Here is a 23362-nt window from a genome sequence, read left to right on the forward strand (position 1 = left end):
CGCGCGTCTCTCCCCCAGGCGGCGCCGGACGGGTCAGCGCGGAGCCGGGGTGGCGCGAGGCGGGGGCGTCGGACGCGCCGGGCGGGTCAGGGTGCGGGTGGCGGCCGCGCCGAGTACCGCGCCCACCGCGATCACCAGGGTGGCCACCACCGCCACCGGCCAGGGTGACGGGCCGACCTCGGCCAGCCGCCCGCCGCCGAGCGGCCCGCCGGACGCCGCCGCGACCAGCCCCAGCAGCGCGCCGGCGACCGGTCCGGCGAGCGCGGCCGGCCCGAGCAGCGCCGGCCAGCCCACAGCGGCCCGTTCCTCGGCGGCGGCCCGGATCAGCCGCCGGGCCAGCAGCCAGCCGGCCGCCATCGCGGCCAGCACCGGCACCGCGAGCAGCGCGGCGCCGAGCCCGTCCATCGGCCCGCGCGGCAGGCCGGCCAGCAGCGGTACGGCCGGCAGCGCGCCGACCGACACCTCACTCGTGCGGACGGCGGTGTCGGTGCCGACGGCGAACCCGGGACCGAGCAGGTAGGCGGCCGACCAGGCGATGGCGTTCGGCGCGTACGCGAGGCTGACCAGGGTGATGCCGGCCTGACCGGCCACCCCGGTCCGGTAGGCGCCGATCATGTCGGCCGCGTCGCCGCCGCCGGTGGCCACCGCCAGTCCGGCCGCGCCCGCGCCCGCGCCGAGCAGCAGCAGCGCCGCGACCAGCCCGGTACGCAGGCCGTCGCGCAGCGGCGGTGGGCAGCGTGCGGTCAGCAGCGCCCAGACGCCTGTGGTGCGCAGCGCCCCGACCAGGGCGGCCGGCACGCCGAACGCGGCGAACATGAGCGCGGCGGTGATCGGGGAGACCCGCAGGCCGCCCGCGTCGACGGCGAACGCGGCGAGCGCGCCGATCAGCGCGTACCCGATCCCGACGGCGACCGCGACGGTGAGCGCCTGGCGGGGCGAGCCGGCCCCCCGCGCGCCGACGGCCCGGCTGACGTGCACCCCGGCGCGGGTGAGCCGCCAGACGGCGAGCGCGCTCAGCGCGAGCGGGATCAGGCCCAGCGGCCCGGCGGTGGTCTGCAGCGGCACGCCGTGCCCGAGCAGCCAGCCGGCCAGGCCGGCGCGCAGCGCCCCGCCGAGCGAGCCGGCGTCCTCGCTGAGCTGGGCCAGGCCCAGCACGACGGAGACCGGCAGCCAGGAGGTCAGCGCCGCCCAGAGCGCCGCCACCCCGGCCGCGACGGGCAGTGGCGCCCGGCTGCGCGGCTCCTCGCCCGAGCGCGGCGCGGGCACGCGTGCGGCCGGACGGGCGCGGCCGGGTGGCCGGTCCCCGGCGCGGGGACCGGTGGCCGGGCGGCGTGGCTGGTCAGGGGTGACGCGTGACATCGTGTCTACTCTGGCACGCCGCGCGGAGGACGGCAGTCCGATACCCGGTCGGCAGCGTGGCGAGTTCGCCGAACCCCGGCCCCACGGCGGTGATCCGGTCTAGCCTCGGCCTCAGACGCGACCGTTCCCGTCGCGGCGCCTACCGCTCGGAGGAAGCCGTGCACGCTCCGTATCCGCCACCACCGCCGCCGCCGGCCGTCGGCCGGGACCGGACCACGCTCTGGGGCGTCCTCGGCATCGTCTTCGGCCTGTTCTGCTGCGGGATCCTGGGCATCGTCTTCGGCGCGCTGTCGATCCGCGACGCGCGGCGCAACGGCAAGTCGCAGCTGCTCGGCTGGCTGGGCATCGCGTTCGGCGTGATCAACATCGTCGCCAGCGCCATCGTGCGGGCCCGGGGCAACTCGTACTACCCGTACTGGTACCGCTGAACGCGAGGGGGCCGACCGGTTTCCCGGTCGACCCCCTCGGCACGCGTCGTACGGCCGCTCAGCGGCCGGACATGAGCTCCCGCATCAGGTTGGCGGTCTCGGTCGGGGTCTTGCCGACCTTGACGCCCACCGCCTCCAGCGCGGCCTTCTTGGCGTCGGCGGTGCCCGCCGAGCCCGAGATGATCGCGCCGGCGTGACCCATGGTCTTGCCGGGCGGGGCGGTGAAGCCGGCGATGTAGCCGACCACCGGCTTGGTGACGTTGGCCTTGATGAACTCGGCCGCCCGCTCCTCGGCGTCGCCGCCGATCTCACCGATCATGACGATCGCGTCGGTCTCCGGGTCCGCCTCGAAGGCGGCCAGGGCGTCGATGTGGGTGGTGCCGATGATCGGGTCACCGCCGATGCCGACGCAGGTGGAGAAGCCGATGTCGCGCAGCTCGTACATCATCTGGTAGGTCAGCGTGCCGCTCTTGCTGACCAGGCCGATGCGGCCGGAGCCGGTGATGTCGGCCGGGATGATGCCGGCGTTGGACGCGCCCGGCGAGGCGATGCCCGGGCAGTTCGGGCCGATGATGCGGGTGCGCTCGCCCTTGGACTTGTTGTACGCCCAGAACGCGGCGGTGTCGTGCACCGGCACGCCCTCGGTGATGACCACGGCCAGGTCGATGCCGGCGTCGATCGCCTCGACCACAGCGGCCTTGGTGAACTGCGGCGGCACGAAGATGACTGTGACGTCCGCGCCGGTGTCCTTCATCGCGTCCGCGACGGAGGCGAAGACCGGCAGCTCGGTGCCGTCGAAGTCGACAGTGGTGCCGGCCTTGCGCGGGTTCACGCCGCCGACCACGTTGGTGCCGGCGGCGAGCATCCGCCGGGTGTGCTTGGAACCCTCGGAACCGGTCATCCCCTGCACGATGACCTTGGAGTCCTTGGTCAGCCAGATAGCCATTGTCAGACCCCCGCAGCTGCCAGCTCGGCGGCCCGCTCGGCCGCGCCGTCCATGGTGTCGACCCGCTGGATCAGCGGGTTGGCCGCGCCGTCGAGGATCGCCCGACCGGCCTCGGCGTTGTTGCCGTCGAGGCGGACGACGAGCGGCTTGGTGGCCTTCTCGCCGCGCTGCTCCAGCAGCGCCAGCGCCTGCACGATGCCGTTGGCGACCGCGTCGCAGGCGGTGATGCCGCCGAAGACGTTGACGAAGACGCTCTTGACCGACGGGTCGGACAGGACGATCTCCAGGCCGTTCGCCATCACCTCGGCGCTCGCGCCGCCGCCGATGTCGAGGAAGTTGGCCGGCTTGACGCCACCGTGCCGCTCGCCCGCGTACGCGACCACGTCGAGCGTGGACATGACCAGGCCGGCGCCGTTGCCGATGATGCCGACCTCGCCGTCGAGCTTGACGTAGTTGAGGTCCTTGGCCTTGGCGGCCTGCTCCAGCGGGTCCACCGACGCCTGGTCGACCAGGGCCTCGTGGTCCGGGTGCCGGAACGCGGCGTTCTCGTCCAGGGTGACCTTGGCGTCCAGGAGCAGCAGCTTGCCGTCCTTGGTGGTGGCCAGCGGGTTCACCTCGACGAGCGTGGCGTCCTCGGCGACGAACGCCTGCCACAGCTTCACCGCGACGTCGACGACCTGGTCGGCGATCTCGGCCGGGAAGCCGGCCGCGGTGACGATCTCCCGGGCCTTCGCCTCGTCGACGCCGGTGTTGGCGTCGATCGGGGCCTTGACGACCCGCTCCGGGGTCTCGGCCGCCACCTGCTCGATGTCCATACCGCCGGCCACGCTGGCGATGCAGAGGAAGGTGCGGTTCGCCCGGTCGAGCAGGTAAGAGAAGTAGTACTCCTCAGCCACGTCCGCGGTCACGGTGATCATGACCTTGTGGACGGTGTGACCCTTGATGTCCATGCCGAGGATGTCGGTGGCCCGGGCCACCGTCTCCTCCGCGCCCTCGGCCAGCTTCACGCCGCCGGCCTTGCCGCGGCCACCGACCTTCACCTGCGCCTTGACGACCACCCGGCCGCCGAGGCGTTCGGCGATCGCGCGGGCCTCCTCCGGGGTAGTGGCGACGCCGCCGGCGAGCACGGGCAAGCCGTGCCGCTCGAACAGGTCCCGCCCCTGGTACTCGTACAGGTCCACGTTTGCGCGTCCCGTCCCGTCTCCGCGGCGCGCCGTCGCGCCGCCACCAGCGTTGGAAAATCAGTTTGACGCCTGTCATCAGAAGAGACAGGCCATTTGCCGCAGCCTAACGAGATGGGAACCGGCGGCAACCGAGCGGGTGCGGGGTGTGCGGTAATGCACAGCCGTCTCCGGCCGGGCTGGTTCCGGCCAGCACGCCGCCGCGACGGGCGGGCGGCACGCGTCGGCGACCGCCGACGTCAGCCGTCCGGGGGATGTGCCGGACCGGGCGTAACCGCCGGTCGGGGGCGTCGTTGAGTGTGATGTCGGAGCGCTGGTCAAGCGCGACGACGGGAGCGGCCGATGCCCTGTCGGTCGAGGGGTGGCGGCGGGGCATCGTGCATAGAGGGGCCGGGCGTGTGAGGGGTGCGTCCGGCCCCTCCCCCGTGCCCGGAGCCGGAAATGCGGCGGGTCAGCCGACCGGCTGAGCGACGTTCTCCCGCACCCATTCGACGATCGACCCGGTGGTGGCGCCGGGGGTGAAGATCTTCGCGACGCCGAGCCGCTCCAGTTCCGGCAGATCGGCGTCGGGGATGATGCCGCCGCCGAACACCACGATGTCGGTGGCGTCGCGCTCGGCGAGCAGTTCGAGGACGCGCTTGAACAGCGTCATGTGCGCGCCGGAGAGCACCGACAGGCCGACCGCGTCCGCGTCCTCCTGGATGGCCGTCTCCACGATCTGCTCGGGCGTCTGGTGCAGGCCGGTGTAGATGACCTCCATGCCCGCGTCACGCAGGGCACGCGCGACGACCTTCGCGCCCCGGTCGTGGCCGTCCAGGCCGGGCTTCGCGACGACGACCCGGATACGAGAGCTCATCTGCGCACACCTTTCACCAGGACACTGACCTGAACGAACGGTAACCCGGCGGAGCGGGGGGCGGAAAGCGGGGCCCGGACCGTCCCACGCACGGGCCACTGCCCCTACCGCTCATGCGCGTACGCGGAAAGCCGGACACCTCCGCCGATCGGTCACTGTCCGCGACGAATGGACAGTCGGAGCCCCACCCGACCGGCGGCACGAGATATGACAAGCCAGGATGGAAACGGACATAAAGAAACGCCAGTTCGGCGCTTCGGCTTGTGACAGGAGTGGCGGTTGGCTAACGTGTCCACGGTTGTCATCAGGTCCACGGACGGGTGACGACGCGACACCGGAGGTTCAACCGAGCTTCACCGAACGGTCCGGAGTCGCATCGGATCCCCGACAACGGAGGGTGTGCGTGCGCCAGCGCCTGTCGTCTGAGCCCGATCGCTATCGCGGCCGCCGCCGCGTGCCCACCCCCCCGCGGAGCCGCTACGCGGCGGTGGTCACCACCGCATTCGTCGGCGCCGGCATCGTCGCCATCGGCGCGAACGCCCTGCCCGACGCCAAGAGCGTCAACCCCTCGGTCCTCGACGAGCTCCGGCAGGCCTCGGTCGCCAGCCAGGACGCCGCGGCCCGTGCCGACAGCGCCGACCGCGCGTCCCGGTCCGACCGCACCGACAGCAAGATCACCGAGCAGGACCCCTGGCTCCTGCCACTGCACGGCTACGACTTCAAGTCCCCCTACGGCGTGCGCTGGGGCAAGCTGCACACCGGCATCGACCTGGTCGCGCCGGAGGGCACGCCCTACAAGGCGGTCCACGCCGGCACTGTCACCAAGGCCGGCTGGTTCGGCGGCTACGGCTACGCGGTGATCGTGAAGCACTCCGACGGCACCGAGGCCATCTACGGCCACTCCTCCGCCGTGTCGGTCAAGGAGGGCCAGGAGGTGAAGGCCGGCGACCAGCTCGGCCTGGTCGGCAACACCGGCCACTCCTACGGCTCCCACCTGCACCTTGAGATCCATGTCAAGGGCCAGCCGCAGGACCCGGTGGCGTTCCTCAAGGAGCGCGGAGTGGACATCCAGCTCGAAATCGAAGCGATCTACGGCGACGTAGCCGCCTCCTGACGCTCAGTACGCCCCGTCACCGCCCGGATCACACGATCCGGGCGGTTTCGTTTGGCCGAAGTCTGCCACGTCACACCCGCCGGTGTGAGCGGGACCACAGCCATCGGTGATCGTCTTCGCCGCGGAACCGCCCGTCCGGTCGGGAACCGGGCACGAGGCGACGCCCGGCGCCCCTTGCCCCGGCCACCCGATACCCGCCGCCACCTGCGCCGACACCAGTATTTCGTGGTCACGTGCCCCTCGACTGGTGAAGGATCCCGTGCAGCACAGCAGCCCCACCCCGGACAACGCTCCCGCCCGGCACCGGCGCCCACGCCGCGCCCGGCGCACCGCATACGTGGTCACCGGCGCGGTGGCCCTGCTCGGCCTCGGCATCGGCGGCGTGGTCACCGTCGCCGACCGCTCCGCACCGACGCCCGCCGCCGTCGACCTCGGCGTACAGGCCCGCGTCGACGACGCGGCCCGCGCCGACCGTTCGGCCCGCGAGCCGCTCACCCCGTCCGCCGTCCCGGCCAGCCCGTCGCCGAGCCCGAGCGCGACCACCCCGGCGCCGAGGAAGTCGGCGACCGCGAAGCCCAAGCCCAAGCCCAAGCCCAAGAAGACGACAGTGGCGAAGAAGCCGGCCTGGGTCATCCCCATGAAGGGCGCCGGCATCACGTCCTGCTACGGGCCCCGCTGGGGCACCCAGCACGCCGGTATCGACTTCGCCATGCCGGCCGGCACCCCGATCCACGCCGCCGCGGCGGGCACCGTGGTCAAGGCCGGCGACGTGGGCGACGGCTACGGCATCTCGGTCTTCATCGACCACCACAACGGCTACCTGACCCACTACGCCCACCAGAGCCGGCTCGCCGTCGCCGTGGGCGACAAGGTCAAGGCCGGTCAGGTCATCGGCTACGAGGGCTCCACCGGCGACTCCACCGGCCCGCACCTGCACTTCGAGGTGCACCAGGGTGCCATGTGGAACCAGATCGACCCGGCTCCGTTCCTGCGCGCGCGGGGCATCGACGTGGCCTGCTGACCGCGCCACGGCAGGAGGAGGAGGGCCCGGTCCGGCCACAAGCCGGACCGGGCCCGCTCACGCTCAGAGCTTGTCGATGGGCGCGTGCCGCAGCACCAGCCACATGGTCTGGTCGCCGAAGTCGATCTGGGCCCGGGCGCCCGGACCGGCCCCCTCCACCGCCAGCACCCGGCCCAGGCCGTACCGCTGGTGGTTGACCCGGTCCCCGGCCGAGACCTTCGGGGCCTGCTTCAGCTCGCTCGCCGTGGACAGGCGGCTGGCGTCCACGCCCAGCCGCTTCGCCAGCTCGGTCGCCTTCGGCGTGCCGCCGGCGAAGCCGCCGCGGCCCAGGCGGTCCGCCCGGCCGCCGACGCCGCCGCCCCCGCCACCCCACGAGGTGTACGACCCCTCGGTGCGCTCCCAGCGGACCAGCTCCGGCGGCAACTCCTCCAGGAACCGCGACGGCGGGTTGTACGCGGGCGCGCCCCACGCCGACCGGGTGACCGCGCGGGACAGGTAGAGGCGCTGACGGGCCCGGGTGATGCCGACGTACGCCAGCCGCCGCTCCTCCTCCAGCTCGCGGGTGTCGCCGAGCGACCGCAGGTGCGGGAAGACGCCGTCCTCCAGGCCGGTCAGGAAGACCACCGGGAACTCCAGGCCCTTCGCGGTGTGCAGCGTCATCAGCGTGACAACGCCCTGGTGGTCCGGGTCGTCGGAGGGGATCTGGTCGGCGTCGGCGACGAGCGCCACCTGCTCCAGGAACCCGGCCAGGGTGGCCCGCTCGTCGTCGGCGCCGAGCGCCTCGATCCGTTCGGTGTACTCCCGGGCGACGCTCACCAGCTCCTGGAGGTTGTCCACCCGGCCGGCGTCCTGCGGGTCGAGGCTCTCCTCCAACTCGGCCAGGTAGCCCGAGCGGGTCAGCACCGCCTCCAGCACCTCCTCCGGCGTGCCGGTGTCGGCCAGTTCCCGCGCCGCGTCGAGCAGCGCGACGAACTCGGCGATGCCGTTCGCCGCCCGGGTGGAGATGCCGGGCGCGTCCTTGGCCCGGCGCAGCGCGGCCCCGAAGGAGATGCGGTCCCGCGCGGCCAGCGCCTCCACGCACGCCTCGGCCCGCTCGCCGATGCCCCGGCGCGGCGTGTTGAGGACCCGCCGCAGGCTGACCGTGTCGTCGTCGTTCACCACCGCGCGCAGGTACGCGAGCGCGTCGCGGACCTCCTTGCGCTCGTAGAAGCGCACCCCGCCGACCACCTTGTAGGGCAGACCGACCCGGATGAACACCTCCTCGAACACGCGTGACATGGCGTTGGTGCGGTAGAAGACCGCCACGTCGCCCGGGCGGGTCTCGCCGTCGTCGACCAGCCGGTCGATCTCCCGGGCCACCCAGTCCGCCTCGGCGTGCTCGGTGTCGGCGACGTACCCGACGATCTGCTCGCCGGACCCGGCGTCGCTCCACAGCCGCTTCGGCTTGCGGGAGGTGTTGCGGTCGATGACCGCGTTCGCCGCGTTGAGGATGGTCTGGGTCGAGCGGTAGTTCTGCTCCAGCAGGATGGTGCGGGCGTCGGTGAAGTCCCGCTCGAACTCCAGGATGTTGCGGATGGTCGCGCCGCGGAACGCGTAGATCGACTGGTCGGCGTCGCCGACCACGCAGAGTTCGGCCGGCGGGATCCCCTCGGTCCCGGAGACCAGCTCCTTGATCAGCACGTACTGGGCGTGGTTGGTGTCCTGGTATTCGTCGACGAGCACGTGCCGGAACCGCCGCCGGTAGCTCTCCGCCACGTGCGGGTGCGACTGGAGCAGGTGCACCGTGGTCATGATCAGGTCGTCGAAGTCCAGCGCGTGGGCCTCGCGCAGCCGCCGCTGGTAGAGCGTGTACGCCTCGGCAAGCGCCCGCTCGTTCGGCCCCTTGGCCCGGCCGGCGAACTCCTCCGGGTCGACCAGCTCGTTCTTCAGGTTCGACACCTGGGCGGCCAGGCCCCGGGCCGGGTAGCGCTTCGGGTCCAGGTCCAGCTCGCGGGCGACCATCTGCATCAGCCGGCGCGAGTCGTCCGCGTCGTAGATCGAGAACGTCGACTTCAGGCCGGCGTGCTCGTGCTCGGCCCGCAGGATGCGTACGCACGCCGAGTGGAACGTCGACACCCACATCATCCGGGCGCGCGGGCCGACCAGCGCGGCCACCCGTTCCTTCATCTCACCGGCGGCCTTGTTGGTGAAGGTGATCGCGATGATCTCGCCGGGGTGCACGTCCCGGGCGGCGAGCAGGTAGGCGATCCGGTTGGTCAGCACCCGGGTCTTGCCGGAGCCGGCGCCGGCCACGATGAGCAGCGGGGAGCCGGCGTGGGTCACCGCGTCCCGCTGGGGGCCGTTCAGGCCGTCGAGGAGGGCCTGCGGGTCCGACCCGGCGGCCCCGGGGCGGCGCGGCGGGGTCGGCCGGGACTCCGGCGCGGGCGGGGACGCGGGGATGTCGAAGAGAGGATGCATCGCAGCCCGAGTCTATGCCGCCGGCCGGACACTTCCCCGCCCGCGGCCGGTCGGCGCGCGGCGGCACGTCTCACCTGTTGGTGCGTCTTCTTGCGCGCCCGCCCGGGTGGTCGGCATACTCGACGACGTGTTCGATCAGCGCTTCTACTTTTACTACGGCACCGGGAGTCCGGCAGCCGTGGGTCGCGCCTGATCACAGACCTACGAAACGCCCCGGGCTCCCCGAGCCCGGGGCGTTTTCGTCCCGGGATCCGGGTACCGGGCCCGAGCCCCGAGAGGGACGACGATGATGACTGACGTGGTGGAGTCCAGCGGCAGCCTGGCGCGCAACGGCCGGCCGGCCGACGCCGATCCGACCGGCGCCGCGGCGGCCCGTACCGGCACCGACGACGCGGCGGCGGCCGAGCGGATCGGCGAGATCCGGCGGCGGATCGACGAGATCGACAGCACCCTCATCGCGCTCTGGCAGGAGCGGGCCGCGCTCTCCCAGGAGGTCGGCGCGACCCGGATGGCCTCCGGTGGGACCCGGCTCGTGCTGTCCCGCGAACGGGAGATCCTGGAGCGGTTCCGCGCCGAACTCGGCGCCGACGGCACCCAGCTCGCGCTCCTGCTGCTGCGCGCCGGCCGTGGCCCGCTGTGACGTGCGCGGAGACGCCGTGACGCGCCCGGAGACGACGAACCGCCTGCCGGCGTCGAGCTGACGCCGGCAGGCGGTCCGGTTCGGGTCAGGCCGCGTCGTGGGTGACGACGATCTCCCGCTTCTCCGCGAAGTGGCAGGCGCTCGGGTGATCCGAGCCCGGCCGGATCTGGAGCAGCGGCACCTCCTGGGCGCAGACGTCCTGCGCCTTCCAGCACCGGGTCCGGAACCGGCAGCCCGAGGGCGGGCTGATCGGCGAGGGGACGTCGCCCTGGAGCCGGATGATCGCCTTGCTCTCGCGCACGGTCGGGTCCGGCACCGGCACCGCCGACAGCAGCGCCTGGGTGTACGGGTGGGTCGGCCGCTCGTAGATCTCGTCCTCGGTGCCGATCTCCACCATCTTGCCCAGGTACATCACCGCGACCCGGTCGGAGAGGTGACGCACCACCGACAGGTCGTGGGCGATGAAGACGTACGAGAGACCGAACTCGCCCTGGAGCTTCTCCAGCAGGTTCATCACCTGCGCCTGGATGGAGACGTCGAGCGCCGACACCGGCTCGTCGCAGACGATCACCTCGGGCCGCAGCGCCAGCGCCCGGGCGATGCCGATGCGCTGCCGCTGGCCGCCGGAGAACTGGTGCGGGTACCGGTTGATGTGCTCCGGGTTGAGGCCGACCAGGTCGAGCAGCTCCTTGACCTTGGTGCGCCGGCTGCCGCGCGGAGCCACCTCGGGGTGGATCTCGAACGGCTCGCCGATCAGGTCACCCACAGTCATCCGGGGGTTGAGCGAGGTGTACGGGTCCTGCATCACCAGCTGGATCTGCCGGCGCAGTCGCCGCAGCGCGCCACCGGAGAGCTTGGAGATGTCCTGGCCCTTGTAGAGCACCTGACCGGCGGTCGGCTTCTCCAGGTTCATCAGCACGCGGGCCAGCGTCGACTTGCCGCAGCCGGACTCGCCGACCACGCCGAGCGTCTCGCCGGCCTTGAGGTCGAAGGAGACTCCGTCGACCGCCTTGACCTGGCCGATGGTCTTCTTGAACACCACGCCCCGGGTCACGGGGTAGTGCTTGACCAGGTCACGAACCTCGATGATGTTCTCAGTCACGGTTCACCAGTTCCTCGGCGAAGTGGCAGGCGCTGGCCCGGCCGTTGCCCAGTTGCAGCAGCGGCGGGACCTTCTCCCGGCACACCGGCTGCGCCATCGGGCAACGCGGGTTGAACGCGCAGCCCGGCGGGATGTTCATCAGGTTCGGCGGGAGGCCCTTGATCGTGCGGAGCTCCTGCCCCTTCTCGTCCATCCGAGGGATCGAGTTGAGCAGGCCGAGCGTGTACGGGTGTCCCGGCTTGCGGTACAGGTCGTAGACGTCGGCTTCCTCGACGATCCGGCCGGCGTACATGACCGCGATCCGGTCCGCGACGTCGGCGACCACGCCGAGGTCGTGGGTGATCAGGATCATGCCCATCTGCCGTTCCCGCTGGAGCTCACCGAGCAGGTCCATGATCTGGGCCTGCACCGTCACGTCCAGGGCGGTGGTCGGCTCGTCGGCGATCAGCACCTCGGGGTCCAGCGCCAGCGACATGGCGATCATGGCGCGCTGCCGCATACCGCCGGAGAACTGGTGCGGGTAGTTGCTGAACCGGCCCTTGGCGTTGGGGATCTTCACCTGGTCGAGCATCTCGATCGCGCGCTTCTTGGCGTCCGAGCGGCTCATGCCGCGCCGGATGCGGAACTGCTCGGCGATCTGGAAGCCGACCGTGAAAACCGGGTTGAGGGCCGAGAGCGAGTCCTGGAAGATCATGGCGATGCCCTCGCCCCGGATCCGCCGCCGCTGCTCGGGGGACATGGTGAGCATGTCCTTGCCGTGGAAGCGCACCTGGCCACCGGTGACGAACCCGGGCGGGGTGTCCAGGATGCCCATGATGGTCTGCGCGGTGACGCTCTTGCCGGAGCCCGATTCGCCGAGCACGGCGAGGGTCTCCCCCGCCTCGACGTGGTACGTGACTCCGTTGATGACCTTGGCGACGCCGTCCCGGGTACGGAACTCCACCCGAAGGTCGTCGACCTCGAGCAGCCGGCCCGAGGGGCGGCCGGATCCGTCGGCGCCCGGCGAGGACTGCTCGGACACGAGAATGTCGGACAACTCAGTTCCCCTATCGGAGCTTCGGGTCGAGGGCCTCGCGGACCGCCTCGCCGAGCATGACGAAGCTCAGCACGGCGGCGACGAGGAACGCGGCGGGGAAGAACAGCAGGTAGGGCGAGACCCGGATGTAGTTCTGCGCCTCGCTGATCATGATGCCCCAGGAGACGACCGGGCTCTTCAGGCCGATGCCCAGGAACGAGAGCGTGGCCTCCGCGCCGATGAACGAGCCGACCATGATCGTGCCGTAGACCAGAAGCGGGGCCAGGCAGTTCGGCAGTAGGTGCTTGAGGATGATCCGGCCGGTGCTGGCGCCGAGCGCGCGGGCCGCGACGATGTAGTCGGCCTCCTTGGTGGAGAGCACCGAGGACCGCATCAGCCGCATCACCACCGGCCAGCTCAGCACGCTCAGGGACAGAATGACCAGACCCATGATCGTCCACTCGCCGTTGTCGCTGCCGGACCCGTTGAACGTGGTCAGGATGACGATCGAGCCGAGCACGAACGGCAGGCCGAAGAAGATGTCCGCGACACGGGACAGCAGCGCGTCCACCCAGCCGCCGCGGTAGCCGGCGATGATGCCCATCGTGCCGCCGACCAGCAGCGTCAGGAGGGTGGAGACCACTGCCACCACGATCGAGGCGCGGGCGCCGTAGATGACCCGGGCGTAGACGTCGCGGCCCTGCACGTCGTAGCCGAACCAGGCGGCCGACGACGGCTCGACCCGGCTGCGGTCCAGCGAGCCGTTCACCGCGTCGCCGGAGGTGAACAGCCACGGGAAGGCCGCCATCACGAGGAAGACCAGGATGATCGTCGCCGAGATCCAGAACAGCGGCTTGCGGCGCAGGTCGATCCAGGCGTCACCGAGCAGGCCACGCGGCTTGTTCTGCTTCGCGCTCTCCGGCAGGCCCGCGTTGGTGGGCGCGCCCGACCCCGCCTCGGTGGGCATGGTCGCGGGCGGCGTCGACACGATCGACGCGGTATTCGGGTCACTCATGCCCGTACCTCGCTGCGCTCGGCACGGGCGTGGTTGCCCGCGCAGACTGCTGGGACGTTTCGTACGCTGCGGCCGTCACTCATAGCGGATCCTCGGGTCGAGGGCGGCGTAGAGCAGGTCCACCACCAGGTTCATGATGAGATAGACGAGCACCAACACCACGACGATGCCGACAACGGTAGCGCTCTCCTTGGTGACGATCGAGCGGAGCACCTGCCGGCCGATGCCGTTGATGCCGAAGATGCCCTCCGTCACGATCGCGCCACCCATCAGCGCGCCGAGGTCGGTGCCGAGCAGGGTGACCACCGGGATGAGCGAGTTGCGCAGCAGGTGCACGCCGACCACGCGGCGCATCGGGAGGCCCTTGGCGATCGCGGTGCGGACGTAGTCGGCACGCCGGTTCTCGGCGATGCTCGTACGCGCCACCCGGGCGATGTACGCCATCGATGCGCTTCCGAGCACGAAGCCCGGCACGATCAGTTCACTGAACCGCATCTCGTTGGACACGGTCGGGTTGATGATGCCCCACTTCACGCCGAGCAGCCACTGCAGCACGAAGCCGATGACGAAGACCGGGAGGGCGATCAGGAAGAGGGTGGAGACCAGGACCAGGTTGTCCAGGAAGCCGTTGCGCCGCAGGCCGGTGAGGATGCCGGCGCCGAGACCGATCACGGCCTCGATGGCGAGGGCGACCACCGCCAGCTTCAGGGTGTTCGGGTACGACGTGGCGATGATGTCGCTGATCTCGCGACCGCCGAACGTGATACCGAAGTCACCCTGCAGAAGGTTCTTCATGTAGCTGGCGTACTGCACCCAGATCGACTCGTCGAGGTTGTACTTCTCGGTCATCATGGCGCGGTAGTTCGGCGGGCAACCGCGGTCGCCGCACTTGCCGGCGAAGGGGTCACCGGGTACTGACCAGACGAGCCAGTAGATCAGGAACGTCGTACCGATGAACACCGGCACGAGTTGCAGCAGCCGTCTCAAGAGATAACGGCCCATGGGGTGGTCCTCCAGACAGGGAGCGCCGGGGCGGGCCGGCGCGGCGGCGACAACGTTTGCGAGGGGTTCGTTGTACACCCCCTCGCGGAACGGCCCCGGGTCGGGCTCACCGGTAGGCGAGCCCGACCCGGGGTCAGAGCGTTCGGATCAGAGCTCGACCGAGGTGATGTCGAGCTCGCCGACGTTGGTCAGCTCCAGCTTCTTGATCTTCTCCGAGTGGCCGGACTGCTGGCCACCGAAGTAGATCGGCATCGACGGAACGTCCTGGTCGATCAGCTTGACGGCCTCAGCGAACTTCTTGTGGGCCTCCTCGATGCTGGGGGCCGCGGTGGCCTCCTTCGAGAGGGCGTCCACCTGCGTGTTGCTGTACTTGCCGTCGTTCGAGGAACCACCGGTGACGTAGAGCGGGTTGATCCAGTTCTCCACGTCCGGGTAGTCCTGCTGCCAGCCGGCCCGGTACGCGCCGGTCATCTTGTAGGCGTTGATGTTGGCGCGGAAGACCGCGAAGGTCGGCACGCCGACGGCGACCGCGTCGATGCCCAGGTTGGTCTTGATCTGCTGGGCGACGGCCTCCATCCACTCCTTGTGGCTGGCGTCCGCGTTGTACGACAGGGTCAGCTTGCCCTTGAAGCCACCGGACTCGGCGTACAGCTTCTTGGCCTCGGCCACGTCGAACTTGCAAGCGGTGCAGTTGCCCGGCTCGGCGCCCGGGGTCAGCGGGTTGGCCCAGCTGTCGGCCGGCTTACGGGTACCGAAGAAGATCTTGTCGGTGATCGCCTGCCGGTCGATGGACAGCGAGATCGCCTTGCGCAGCTTCGGGTTCTGGAAGCGCTTGTCGTAGATCGGGAAGGCGATGATGCCGGTCGACGGGGTGGTCGAGGACATCGCCCGCTCGCCCAGGTCGGTCTTCCACTTCTCACCGGCCAGCGCGGAGACCGGAACCTGCTGCTGGAAGTCCAGGTTGCCGGCGAGCAGGTCGTTGTAGGCCGCCGTGTCGTCCTGGTAGATCTTGACGGTGACGTCCTTGACCTTCATCTTGTCGCGCAGGCTGTAGTCGTCGAAGCGGGTCAGCTTGATCTCGACGTCGTCCTGCCAGGAGACGAGCTTGACCGGGCCGTTACCGATCGGCTTCTTGCCGAACTCCGCCGGGGTGGTGGAGAAGAAGGCGTCCGGCAGCGGCACGAAGGCGCTGTAGCCGAGCTTGGTCGGGAACACGGCGGTCGGCGCGTTCAGCGTGACCTCGAAGTTCCAGTCGTCGACGACCTTGAGGCCGGACATGTCCTTCTTGGCCGGGTCCGGAGCCTTCTGCGGGCCGTCCGGGCCGTCCGGGTCCTCGGTGTAGACCTCGTCGAAGCCCTGGATGTCGGAGAAGAAGGAGGCGTTCTGCGCGCCGTTCGGGCCGTACGCCGCCCAGTTCCAGGCCTTGACGAAGCTCTCGGCCTTGACGGTGGTGCCGTCGTGGAACTTGGTGTTCTGCTTGATCTTGATCTTGAAGACCTTCGAGTCGCTCGTCTCGATCGACTCGGCGAGCAGGTTCTGCGGCGCCCCACCGTTGTTGGGGTACTCGACCAGACCGCTCCACATCCAGTCGATGATCGCGCCGCCACCGGTCTCGGTGGTGTTCGCCGGAACCAGGGGGTTCTCCGGCTGGGTACCGTCGATGACGATCGCGCCGTCCGAGCTGGCGCCGGCGTCGCCACCGTCGTTGTTCCCGCTGGAGCAGCCGGACGCGACGAGCGCGAATGCCGCGCCCACCGCGAGCGCGCCGCTCGCCCGCTTCGAGACTCTCATTCCGAGGGGCCTCCTCTTTCTTAACCTGGTTCCGTCGTGGGTTTCACGCACGTTTGGGGGTGACACCACCGGCGACCCGGACAAGCGGGACGTCGGTTAACCGCAGAGGATTTCGGGACACCCCAGGGGTACCGATCCGCCGGGCGCCACACCTTGGACGCGGGCACCGCGCAGGGTCGACAACCACGCGGCGACGCTGGTGGCGGCGTCACGTGGTCGGCAGGCCCGACGAGATGCCTCACACCGGGGGGTGAGGTGCTGCCACTGTGACACCCACCGGCCCTTTCCGTGAAGGTGCCGTTATCAAGACGTTAGTTGCCCGCCGCGTTGCCGATACTTGAGAAAAGATCACAAAGCGTACGGACGATAGGGCCCTGAACAGGCAAGACGGGCACGTAGGGGTTGACGGGCGTCCCTGCCGCCCGCAAGCGCTGTGACGAGGACCGCGCCCGCTCCGGGCCCGCCGACGGGCGCACGACTGCGGCATTTTTGTCCGTCCGGAGGATACCGACATCGACTGTGCGGACACCAACGACCCCCCGGGGGGACGATGCCTCCCAGGGGGTCGCCGTGCGGCGCGGGCTCAGACCAGGCGGCGGTCCGCGGCCCAGCGGGACAGCTCGTACCGGTTCGACATCTGCAGCTTGCGCAGGACGTTGGAGACGTGCGTCTCGACCGTCTTGATCGAGATGTACAGCTCCTTGGCGATCTCCTTGTAGGCGTAGCCGCGGGCGAGCAGCCGGAGCACCTCGCGCTCCCGGTTGGTGAGCTGGTCCAGCTCGGGGTCGGCCACCGGCGCGTCCGGCCGGGACGCGAACGCGTCCAGCACGAACCCGGCCAGCCGAGGGCTGAACACGGCGTCACCGTCGGCCACCCGGCGGATCGCGTCGGTCAGCTCCTCCGGGGAGATCGTCTTCGTGACGTACCCCCGCGCGCCGGCGCGGATCAGCCCGATGACGTCCTCTGCGGCGTCGGAGACGCTCAGCGCGAGGAACCGCACCTGCGGGTGGGTACGCCGCATCGCCTCCAGCACGGCACGGCCGCCGCCGTCGGGCATGTGCACGTCGAGAAGCACCACGTCCGGCTGGGTGGCCGCGATCCGGGTCACCGCCTCGGCCACCGAGCTGGCCTCGCCGACCACCTCGACCCGCGCGCCCAGCTCGGCGCGGACGCCGGCCCGGAACATCGCGTGGTCGTCGACGAGGAAGACCCGCAGCGGCCCTCGCGGCGCCGTGCCCTCGACCGGTTCCTGCTCGGACATGTCACCTGTCCCTTTCCGCCGTGGAGCCGGAGCCGCTGATCGGCAGGATCAGCCGGACCTCGGTCCCCTCTCCCGGCTCGGACCGGATCTCCGCCCGGCCGCCGTGCCGCTTCATCCGCCCGATGATCGATCCTCGGACGCCGTGCCGGTGATTCTCCACCGTATCCGGGTCGAAGCCCTTGCCCCGGTCCCGGACGAAGACGCTCACCTGTTCCGGCTCCACCTCGGCGTAGAGCGACACGGTCTGCACACCGGCGTGCCGGGCCGCGTTCACCAGAGCCTCGCGGGCGGCGGCCACGAGGGCGCCCACCCGCTCGTCGGTCTCCCGGTCGCCGACGACCACCGCCTCGACAGTGATGGCGAACGTGTCCTCCACCTCGGCGGCGGCCTGCTCCAGCGCGGCCGCGAACCGCTCGGTCGGCGAGGCGGTCGGCTTGTAGAGCCAGTTGCGCAGCGAGCGCTCCTGGCCACGGGCCAGCCGCTGCACCGTCTTGACGTCGCTGGCGTTGCGCTGGATCAGGGCCAGCGTGTGCAGCACCTGGTCGTGGACCATGGCGGCCAGCTCGGCCCGCTCCTGCTCGCGGATGCGTCCCTCCCGCTCCGACCGGAGCTGGTTCCAGGTCCGCCAGAGGACCGGACCCGTCACCACGCCGACGCCGGCCAGCCCGACCAGCGCGAAGATCACGCCGTTGAGCACCGCGTCGAAGTTCTGCGCCGGCGAGTAGACGGCCGCCACGCCGATGATGCCGACCGCGACGAGCACGCCGCCGCCGATGAAGCGCAGCACGAACGCGCGCCGGTCGGTCTCCTCCACCACCGCGCCCAGCCAGGGCACCGCCGCGTCGCCCCACTGCCGGCGCCGCTCCGGGCCGGACTGGTGCCAGATGACGCCCGCGCCGACCGCGATGATCGCCACCAGCCAGCCGGCGGTGCCGGCCGCGCCCACCGAGTTGAAGGCGAACACCTGCAACAGCAGTACGCCCAGCCCGATCGCCACGAACGGCAGCAGCTGGGCGAGGTCACGGCGCGGCGGGACGGCGGTGTCGCCGGGGCGGGGTGGCACCACCGCCCAGAAGGCGGCGTAGAGCAGCAGCCCGAGGCCGCTGAGCCCGAGCAGGACCATGAACGCCATCCGCACCCGCAGCACCGGGATGCCCAGGTGCTCGGCGATGCCCGCGGCCACCCCGGCGGCCAGCCGGTGCTCGGTGGCCCGGTAGAGGCGCGGGACGTGCGGGGCGGGGGTGCTGCTGATCGGAAACTCCCAGGTCGAGGCGGAGAAGCCGGCGACGCCGACGCTCAGATCGTCACACGACGGCGACGTCCCGGACCACGGGGACGCCCCGGACTTTCGTCGCCGGCGGATCTCAGGGTGGGGTCAGGGTCGGGTCCTGAGGCAGTCCGGGCGGCCGGGGCAGCAGTATCGGAGGCATGACCGAGGACGCTGCCCGTCCGCCCCGCCCCTGGGCGGCAGCACAGGACGCCCCGCCGCCGCCCCCACCGGGGTCGGCGCCCCCCACCGACCACGCGACCCCACCGCCCGGCGGCGGCGCGCCGTTCACCGGCCCGCCACCCGGCGGGTACGCCCCGCCGCCCGGCGCTGCCGGCTTCACCACCCGGTACGGCCTGGTGCGCCCCCGCGAGGGCCGCTACCTGGCCGGGGTGTGCGCCGCCATCGGCCGGGCCACTAACACCGACCCGGTGCTGTGGCGCGTGCTGCTGGCCGTGCTCGGCTTCTTCGGCGGCATCGGCATCATCGTGTACGTCGCCGGCTGGCTGATCATCCCGGGCGAGGGCGACACCGCGTCACCTGTGGAGGCCATGCTCGGTCGCGGCCGGTCCAGCATGTCGCCGATCACCGTGATCGTGCTCGGCATCGTGGTCGCCCTCGGCTTCGCCTACGTCGTCACCGACGGCTTCCGGGCCATCCTGCTGGGCGCGGTGATCCTGATCGGCGGCGCGCTGCTGCTCAACCGCGAACAGCGCGGCCCGGGGCAGCGGCCGGCTCAGCCGACGCCGCAGCCCGGCCCGCCGCCGGGTCCGGTGCCACCGGTGGCCTGGCCCGCGCCGCCGGCCTCGGCACCGGGCGCCTGGGCCGCAGGGCCCGCCGCGCCGCCGGTCCGCCCCGAAGCAGCCTCGTACGCCGCCCACGCCGAGCCCGGCTACCCGCCGGCCGGCCGGCCCGAGCCCGGCTACCCGCCGGCGACCGCGTCCGAGCCGGGCTACCCACCCGCGTCCCCGTCCGAGCCGGGCCATCCCGCGACGTCCGAGCGCGACCCGGGCCTCGCGGGGGCCGGGACGAGCTACCCGACGCTGCCGGCGCCGGGCTGGCCCGCCGCGGCCGGCACCCGGCCGGGCTGGCCCGAGCCGACGACCGCAGCGCTGCCGCCGGTGAGCGGTCCGGTCGCCGACACCGCCACCTGGCCGGCCTACGGCGCGGCGCCCTCCTGGCCGGGTACCCGGAGCACCGACGCCCCGCTGGGTGGACCCGCAGCCGTGCCGCCCCCCGGGCCGGTGGGCGCGCCGCTGCCGCCCGGCGGCTACCGCCCGCCGTTCGCCCCGCACGGCCCGTACGCCGGGTCGCCGCCCCCGCAGCCGCCGGTCCGGGCGCCGCGACCGCCGAAGCGGCCGAAGGAGCGCTCCCCGCTCGGCGCGATCACGTTCTCGCTGATCTTCCTGGCGCTGGGCGTGGTGGCCATGCTCGACCTGCTCGACGTCTTCCCGGTCGGCGCGGCCGGCTACTTCGCAGCGGTGCTCGCCACCATCGGCCTCGGCCTGCTCGTGGGCACCTGGTTCGGCCGGGCCCGCTGGCTCATCGCCCTCGGCCTGGTGACCGCGGCGGCGCTCGGCGTCGCCACCATCGCCGAGTCCTACGACCGGGTGCGCGGCATCGACGGCAACGTCACCTGGGCGCCGACCGACCTGCGCGACCTGGCCAACCGCTACGAGAACAACCTCGGTGACGCCGTGCTCGACCTGCGCGGGATCAACTTCGACAAGCAGGACGTGCAGGTGACAGTCGACGTGAACCTCGGCAACGCGACAGTGGTCGTACCGCCGAACGTCGACGTGACCACAGTGGCCGACGTCAACGCCGGTGACGCCACGGTCTTCGGCCGGCGCAGCGGCGGGCTCGGCGGTCGCCAGTGGGAGACCACCGACGTCGGCGCCGACGGTCCCGGTGGCGGCAAACTGCGCCTCTTCGTCCACGTGAACGCCGGCAAGCTGGAGGTGACCCGATGAAGGCGCACCGCACCGACGTCGTGTCGTTCGCTTTCGGACTCGTCTTCCTCGGCCTGTCCGTCTGGTGGCTGCTGGCCCGGATCCTCGGGTTGTCCGTACCTCCGGTCGGCTGGTTCCTGGCCGGCGGGCTGGTCCTGATCGGGCTGCTCGGGCTGATCGGCGCGCTGCGCTCCGGGCAGACCGCGGAGCAGCCCGCGCCACCGGAGGCGACGGTCTCCGCGCCGTACCGGGACGACAGCCCGGCCGGCGGCGGCGACGCGACGTCCGACGTGGCCGACGAGTGGGCCACCGAGGCGACCACCGACGTGTCGGAGCCCGCCACCCGCGAGATGCCGACGGTGGACCAGCCGGCGGACGAGACGCGCGAGGAGCGGCGTACGCCGGGCGACCTGGCCTGACCGCGCCACTGCGGGGCCTTCGGAACGCGGCCTATGCTGGTCGGCGGAGATCTCGCCTCCGCCGGCCGGCCCGCGCACCCGACCACGCCGGAGCCGTGTCGGGTCGCCGGAGCCGCTGCCCGCCCGTCCGCTACCTCGTCAGGAGCCCGCCCGACATGACCCAGTCCCCCGCCGTGCGCGTCACCGGTCCCTCCGGTGCGGTCCGCATCGGCGAGCGCGCCGCCCGCACGCTCGTCAGCGAGTTCGCCCGGCGCAACGACCCGAAGGCCGGCCTGCTGGTCGGCGCGACCCCGGAGTCCGCGGTGCTGGCCGCGGCGATCGAGGCGCTGCTCCCCGGCGACCGGCTCACAGTGGTACCGGCGGAGGGCGCCGCGACGGCCGCGCTGCGGGAGCACGTGACCGCGCAGGGCCGCTGGGTCGCCGACCGGGTACGCGTGGTCGAGACCCTCGCCGAGGCGGACGCCGCCGCCGTGGTGGTCGTCGCCGAGCCGTTCACCGGCACCGCCGAGCAGGCGCGCGCCGCTGTCGACGGGCTGACGAAATACCTGGCCGACGGCGCCGTGCTGAGCGTCGCCGCGCCGCTGTTCCGCACCGAGGGCGCGGACGGCGAACTGGACCGGCAGGGCGTGCTGCACGGCGTACGTACCGACCTGGTGTTGCGCAACACCCCGCCGGTACGCGTGCACCACCTGCGTTTCACCCCGGCGCCGGTCGCGCTCGCGGCCTCGCTGTCCCCGGCGTACCGGCCGTCGAGCGTGCCGCTGACCCGGGGCATGCACATCGACTCCAACGGGGTGGCCGCCGCCGGCATCACGCTCGGCCTGGCCGCCCTGGCCCGGGCCACCCGGCCGAAGTCGAAGCTCTGGCTGCTGCCGGCGCTGACCGCCGCGCCGGTGGCCGCGTTCTTCCGGGACCCGGAGCGGGACGTGCCGGAGGACCCGTCGGCGGTGGTCGCCTCGGCGGACGGCCAGGTGCTCTCCGTGCAGCGACTGCAGGACGAACGCTTCGGCGACGGCGAGTGGCTGCGGATCGCGGTGTTCCTGTCGGTGCTGGACGTGCACGTCAACCGCGCCCCGGTGGCCGGCAAGGTGGTCGACTACTTCGTCGCCGACGGCGGGTTCGTCAACGCCATGAAGCCGGACGCCGAGCACAACGTGGCGGCGTACACGGTGCTGGACACCGACCACGGCACCGTGGTGGTGGCGCAGCGCACCGGGCTGATCGCCCGCCGGATCGTGCAGCGGGCGCCGGTCGGCTCGCTGCTGGCGCGGGGCGAGCGCTTCGGCCTGATCCGGTTCGGCTCGCGTACCGACGTCTACCTGCCGGCCGACGCGGCGGACCCGCTGGTCGGTCCGGGCGACAAGGTGGTCGGCGGCGCGACTGTGATCGCCCGCTGGCGCTGAGCGCCGGACACGAAGAAGGGGCGCCGCTTCTCGCGGCGCCCCTTTTGTCGTTCTCGGGGATCAGGCGGTACGGCGCTGGTGCAGCCAGAGCAGCGGCCCGCTGACGAGGTAGCCCACCACCACGAGGGCGAACGTGAGCCGGATGTCGACGAGCGCGCCGATCACCGGGGCCAGCCACAGCCACGGCGGCAGCTTCAGCAGCCGGGCGAGCTTGGCGTACGGGAAGCTCGACACCATCGCGAAGGCGAGCAGCGCCACGCCGGCCACCATCACCAGGCCGGGGACCGGCACGCCGATGGCCACGGTCAGGGCGAGCACTGCCGCCGCCATGGTGGTCGGCACGCCGCAGAAGAAGCGGCCGTCCTTCGGCGAGACGTTGAACCGGGCGAGCCGGATCGCCGCGCACGCGGCGACGAGCGCGCAGGAGACCGCGGCGGCCGCCGGGGGCGCCGAACCGGCGAGCGAGGCGTAGACCACGACCGGCGCGGCGAGGCCGAACGAGCACATGTCGGCGAGCGAGTCCATCTGCGCGCCGAACGGGCTGGCCACACCGAGCTTGCGGGCCAGCGCGCCGTCGAGGCCGTCGAAGGCCACGCAGGCGATCAGGAAGATCGCCGCGATCTGCACGTCACCGCGCATGGCCAGGAAGATGGCCAGCATGCCGAGCATGAGGCTGCTCAGCGTGCACGCGTTGACGAGCGCGAACTTGGCCCGGCGGGCGGCGGTGCGCTCACCCGGCAGGAGCGGGATCGACATCGCCGGGGACTCGTCGTCGACCGGTGCGGCCGGCGCGAGCGCCGGGCTGACCGGGCGTACCGCCTCGATGTCGGTGTCGAGCCGGCCGTAGCGGAGGCGCTGGCGGTCGGCGTAACGGTGGTCGGGGGTGACCAGGTCGGTCCCCGGAACGGCCGCGCCGTCCCGGCGGCCCACCCGGACCAGCAGCACCTGGCGGGCGAACGTACTGCTGCGGCGCAACCTGCCCGCCCAGCGACGCCCTGCGGGGCGCGGACTGTCAGTCGTACGACGCCGGCGCCATGGGGCTCTCGGCACGTTTCCTCCATCACCGGATCGGCTGGCCGCCCTCGACGGGGCGGGTGTCCGGCTGTCTCGTGCCGGACCTTTCGGGTCCGGCA

Annotated in this window: 20 protein-coding genes; 7 read left to right on the forward strand and 13 right to left on the reverse strand. The window is 72.0% G+C overall.

All coding sequences use genetic code 11. The features are described from left to right. Positions 1 to 33: 33 nt before the first annotated feature. Positions 34 to 1359 (reverse strand): cell division protein PerM, encoded by a 1326-nt coding sequence (locus AMK25_RS14205; RefSeq protein ID WP_073828857.1) that lies wholly within the window; start codon positions 1357 to 1359, stop codon positions 34 to 36. Between the two features lie 158 nt (positions 1360 to 1517). Between AMK25_RS14205 and AMK25_RS14210 the strand changes: the two genes are divergently transcribed. Then, positions 1518 to 1787, forward strand: coding sequence for a hypothetical protein (locus AMK25_RS14210; RefSeq protein WP_030501509.1), 270 nt, complete (start codon positions 1518 to 1520; stop codon positions 1785 to 1787). 58 nt (positions 1788 to 1845) lie between these two features. On the opposite strand, the gene sucD is transcribed toward AMK25_RS14210, so the two are convergent. The 3 genes from sucD to AMK25_RS14225 all read right to left on the reverse strand — a co-directional run bounded on the left by sucD (position 1846) and on the right by AMK25_RS14225 (position 4770). Continuing rightward, positions 1846 to 2733, reverse strand: a complete 888-nt coding sequence (gene sucD, locus AMK25_RS14215) for a succinate--CoA ligase subunit alpha (RefSeq protein ID WP_073828858.1) — start codon at positions 2731 to 2733, stop codon at positions 1846 to 1848. Between the two features lie 2 nt (positions 2734 to 2735). After that, entirely contained in the window at positions 2736 to 3914 is a 1179-nt protein-coding gene (gene sucC, locus AMK25_RS14220; RefSeq protein ID WP_073828859.1) for an ADP-forming succinate--CoA ligase subunit beta, read from the reverse strand. Positions 3915 to 4365: 451 nt separating this feature from the next. Further along, positions 4366 to 4770 (reverse strand): cobalamin B12-binding domain-containing protein, encoded by a 405-nt coding sequence (locus AMK25_RS14225; protein WP_073828860.1) that lies wholly within the window; start codon positions 4768 to 4770, stop codon positions 4366 to 4368. A 403-nt stretch (positions 4771 to 5173) separates the two neighbouring features. Between AMK25_RS14225 and AMK25_RS14230 the strand changes: the two genes are divergently transcribed. Then, entirely contained in the window at positions 5174 to 5884 is a 711-nt protein-coding gene (locus AMK25_RS14230) for a M23 family metallopeptidase (protein ID WP_030501513.1), read from the forward strand. A gap of 259 nt (positions 5885 to 6143) precedes the next feature. Beyond that, entirely contained in the window at positions 6144 to 6905 is a 762-nt protein-coding gene (locus AMK25_RS14235; RefSeq protein ID WP_198937521.1) for a M23 family metallopeptidase, read from the forward strand. A 63-nt stretch (positions 6906 to 6968) separates the two neighbouring features. Here AMK25_RS14235 and pcrA read toward each other — a convergent pair whose 3' ends face one another. Then, entirely contained in the window at positions 6969 to 9362 is a 2394-nt protein-coding gene (gene pcrA / locus AMK25_RS14240) for a DNA helicase PcrA (RefSeq protein ID WP_073828862.1), read from the reverse strand. A gap of 286 nt (positions 9363 to 9648) precedes the next feature. Here pcrA and AMK25_RS14245 point away from each other — a divergent pair, with 286 nt between their 5' ends. Beyond that, complete coding sequence (locus AMK25_RS14245; RefSeq protein WP_073828863.1) at positions 9649 to 10002, forward strand: chorismate mutase; 354 nt, start codon at positions 9649 to 9651, stop codon at positions 10000 to 10002. A gap of 85 nt (positions 10003 to 10087) precedes the next feature. Here AMK25_RS14245 and AMK25_RS14250 read toward each other — a convergent pair whose 3' ends face one another. The 7 genes from AMK25_RS14250 to AMK25_RS14280 all read right to left on the reverse strand — a co-directional run bounded on the left by AMK25_RS14250 (position 10088) and on the right by AMK25_RS14280 (position 18440). Beyond that, entirely contained in the window at positions 10088 to 11104 is a 1017-nt protein-coding gene (locus AMK25_RS14250; protein ID WP_073828864.1) for an ABC transporter ATP-binding protein, read from the reverse strand. Further along, the gene (locus AMK25_RS14255; RefSeq protein WP_073828865.1) at positions 11097 to 12125 is read right to left on the reverse strand and encodes an ABC transporter ATP-binding protein; all 1029 of its coding nucleotides are present in this window, start codon (positions 12123 to 12125) and stop codon (positions 11097 to 11099) included. Before AMK25_RS14255 ends, AMK25_RS14250 begins: the two co-directional genes overlap by 8 nt. A 25-nt stretch (positions 12126 to 12150) precedes the next feature. Beyond that, positions 12151 to 13134 (reverse strand): ABC transporter permease, encoded by a 984-nt coding sequence (locus tag AMK25_RS14260; protein WP_073828866.1) that lies wholly within the window; start codon positions 13132 to 13134, stop codon positions 12151 to 12153. A gap of 75 nt (positions 13135 to 13209) precedes the next feature. Next, a complete protein-coding gene (locus tag AMK25_RS14265; protein WP_013288523.1) occupies positions 13210 to 14136 on the reverse strand; it encodes an ABC transporter permease in 927 nt (308 codons plus the stop codon). 147 nt (positions 14137 to 14283) lie between these two features. Beyond that, positions 14284 to 15927, reverse strand: a complete 1644-nt coding sequence (locus AMK25_RS14270; protein WP_073828867.1) for a peptide ABC transporter substrate-binding protein — start codon at positions 15925 to 15927, stop codon at positions 14284 to 14286. A gap of 583 nt (positions 15928 to 16510) precedes the next feature. After that, a complete protein-coding gene (locus tag AMK25_RS14275; RefSeq protein ID WP_073828868.1) occupies positions 16511 to 17188 on the reverse strand; it encodes a response regulator in 678 nt (225 codons plus the stop codon). A 1-nt stretch (position 17189) separates the two neighbouring features. Then, positions 17190 to 18440 carry an ATP-binding protein gene (locus AMK25_RS14280; protein WP_143194737.1) on the reverse strand — a complete coding sequence of 417 codons (1251 nt, stop codon included), beginning with the start codon at positions 18438 to 18440 and terminating at the stop codon, positions 17190 to 17192. A gap of 176 nt (positions 18441 to 18616) precedes the next feature. Between AMK25_RS14280 and AMK25_RS14285 the strand changes: the two genes are divergently transcribed. The 3 genes from AMK25_RS14285 to AMK25_RS14295 all read left to right on the forward strand — a co-directional run bounded on the left by AMK25_RS14285 (position 18617) and on the right by AMK25_RS14295 (position 22229). Further along, positions 18617 to 20428, forward strand: a complete 1812-nt coding sequence (locus tag AMK25_RS14285) for a PspC domain-containing protein (protein WP_073828870.1) — start codon at positions 18617 to 18619, stop codon at positions 20426 to 20428. Continuing rightward, positions 20425 to 20826: a hypothetical protein gene (locus AMK25_RS33225; protein ID WP_073828871.1), complete on the forward strand. Its 402-nt coding sequence runs from the start codon at positions 20425 to 20427 to the stop codon at positions 20824 to 20826. Before AMK25_RS14285 ends, AMK25_RS33225 begins: the two co-directional genes overlap by 4 nt. 155 nt (positions 20827 to 20981) lie before the next feature. Then, a complete protein-coding gene (locus AMK25_RS14295; protein WP_073828872.1) occupies positions 20982 to 22229 on the forward strand; it encodes a phosphatidylserine decarboxylase in 1248 nt (415 codons plus the stop codon). 60 nt (positions 22230 to 22289) lie between these two features. On the opposite strand, the gene AMK25_RS14300 is transcribed toward AMK25_RS14295, so the two are convergent. After that, a complete protein-coding gene (locus tag AMK25_RS14300) occupies positions 22290 to 23204 on the reverse strand; it encodes a CDP-alcohol phosphatidyltransferase family protein (protein WP_073828873.1) in 915 nt (304 codons plus the stop codon). Positions 23205 to 23362: the final 158 nt, after the last annotated feature.

It is taken from the genome of Micromonospora sp. TSRI0369, from assembly GCF_001905625.1.
In the GTDB taxonomy this organism is placed as follows: Bacteria; Actinomycetota; Actinomycetes; order Mycobacteriales; family Micromonosporaceae; genus Micromonospora; species Micromonospora echinospora_A.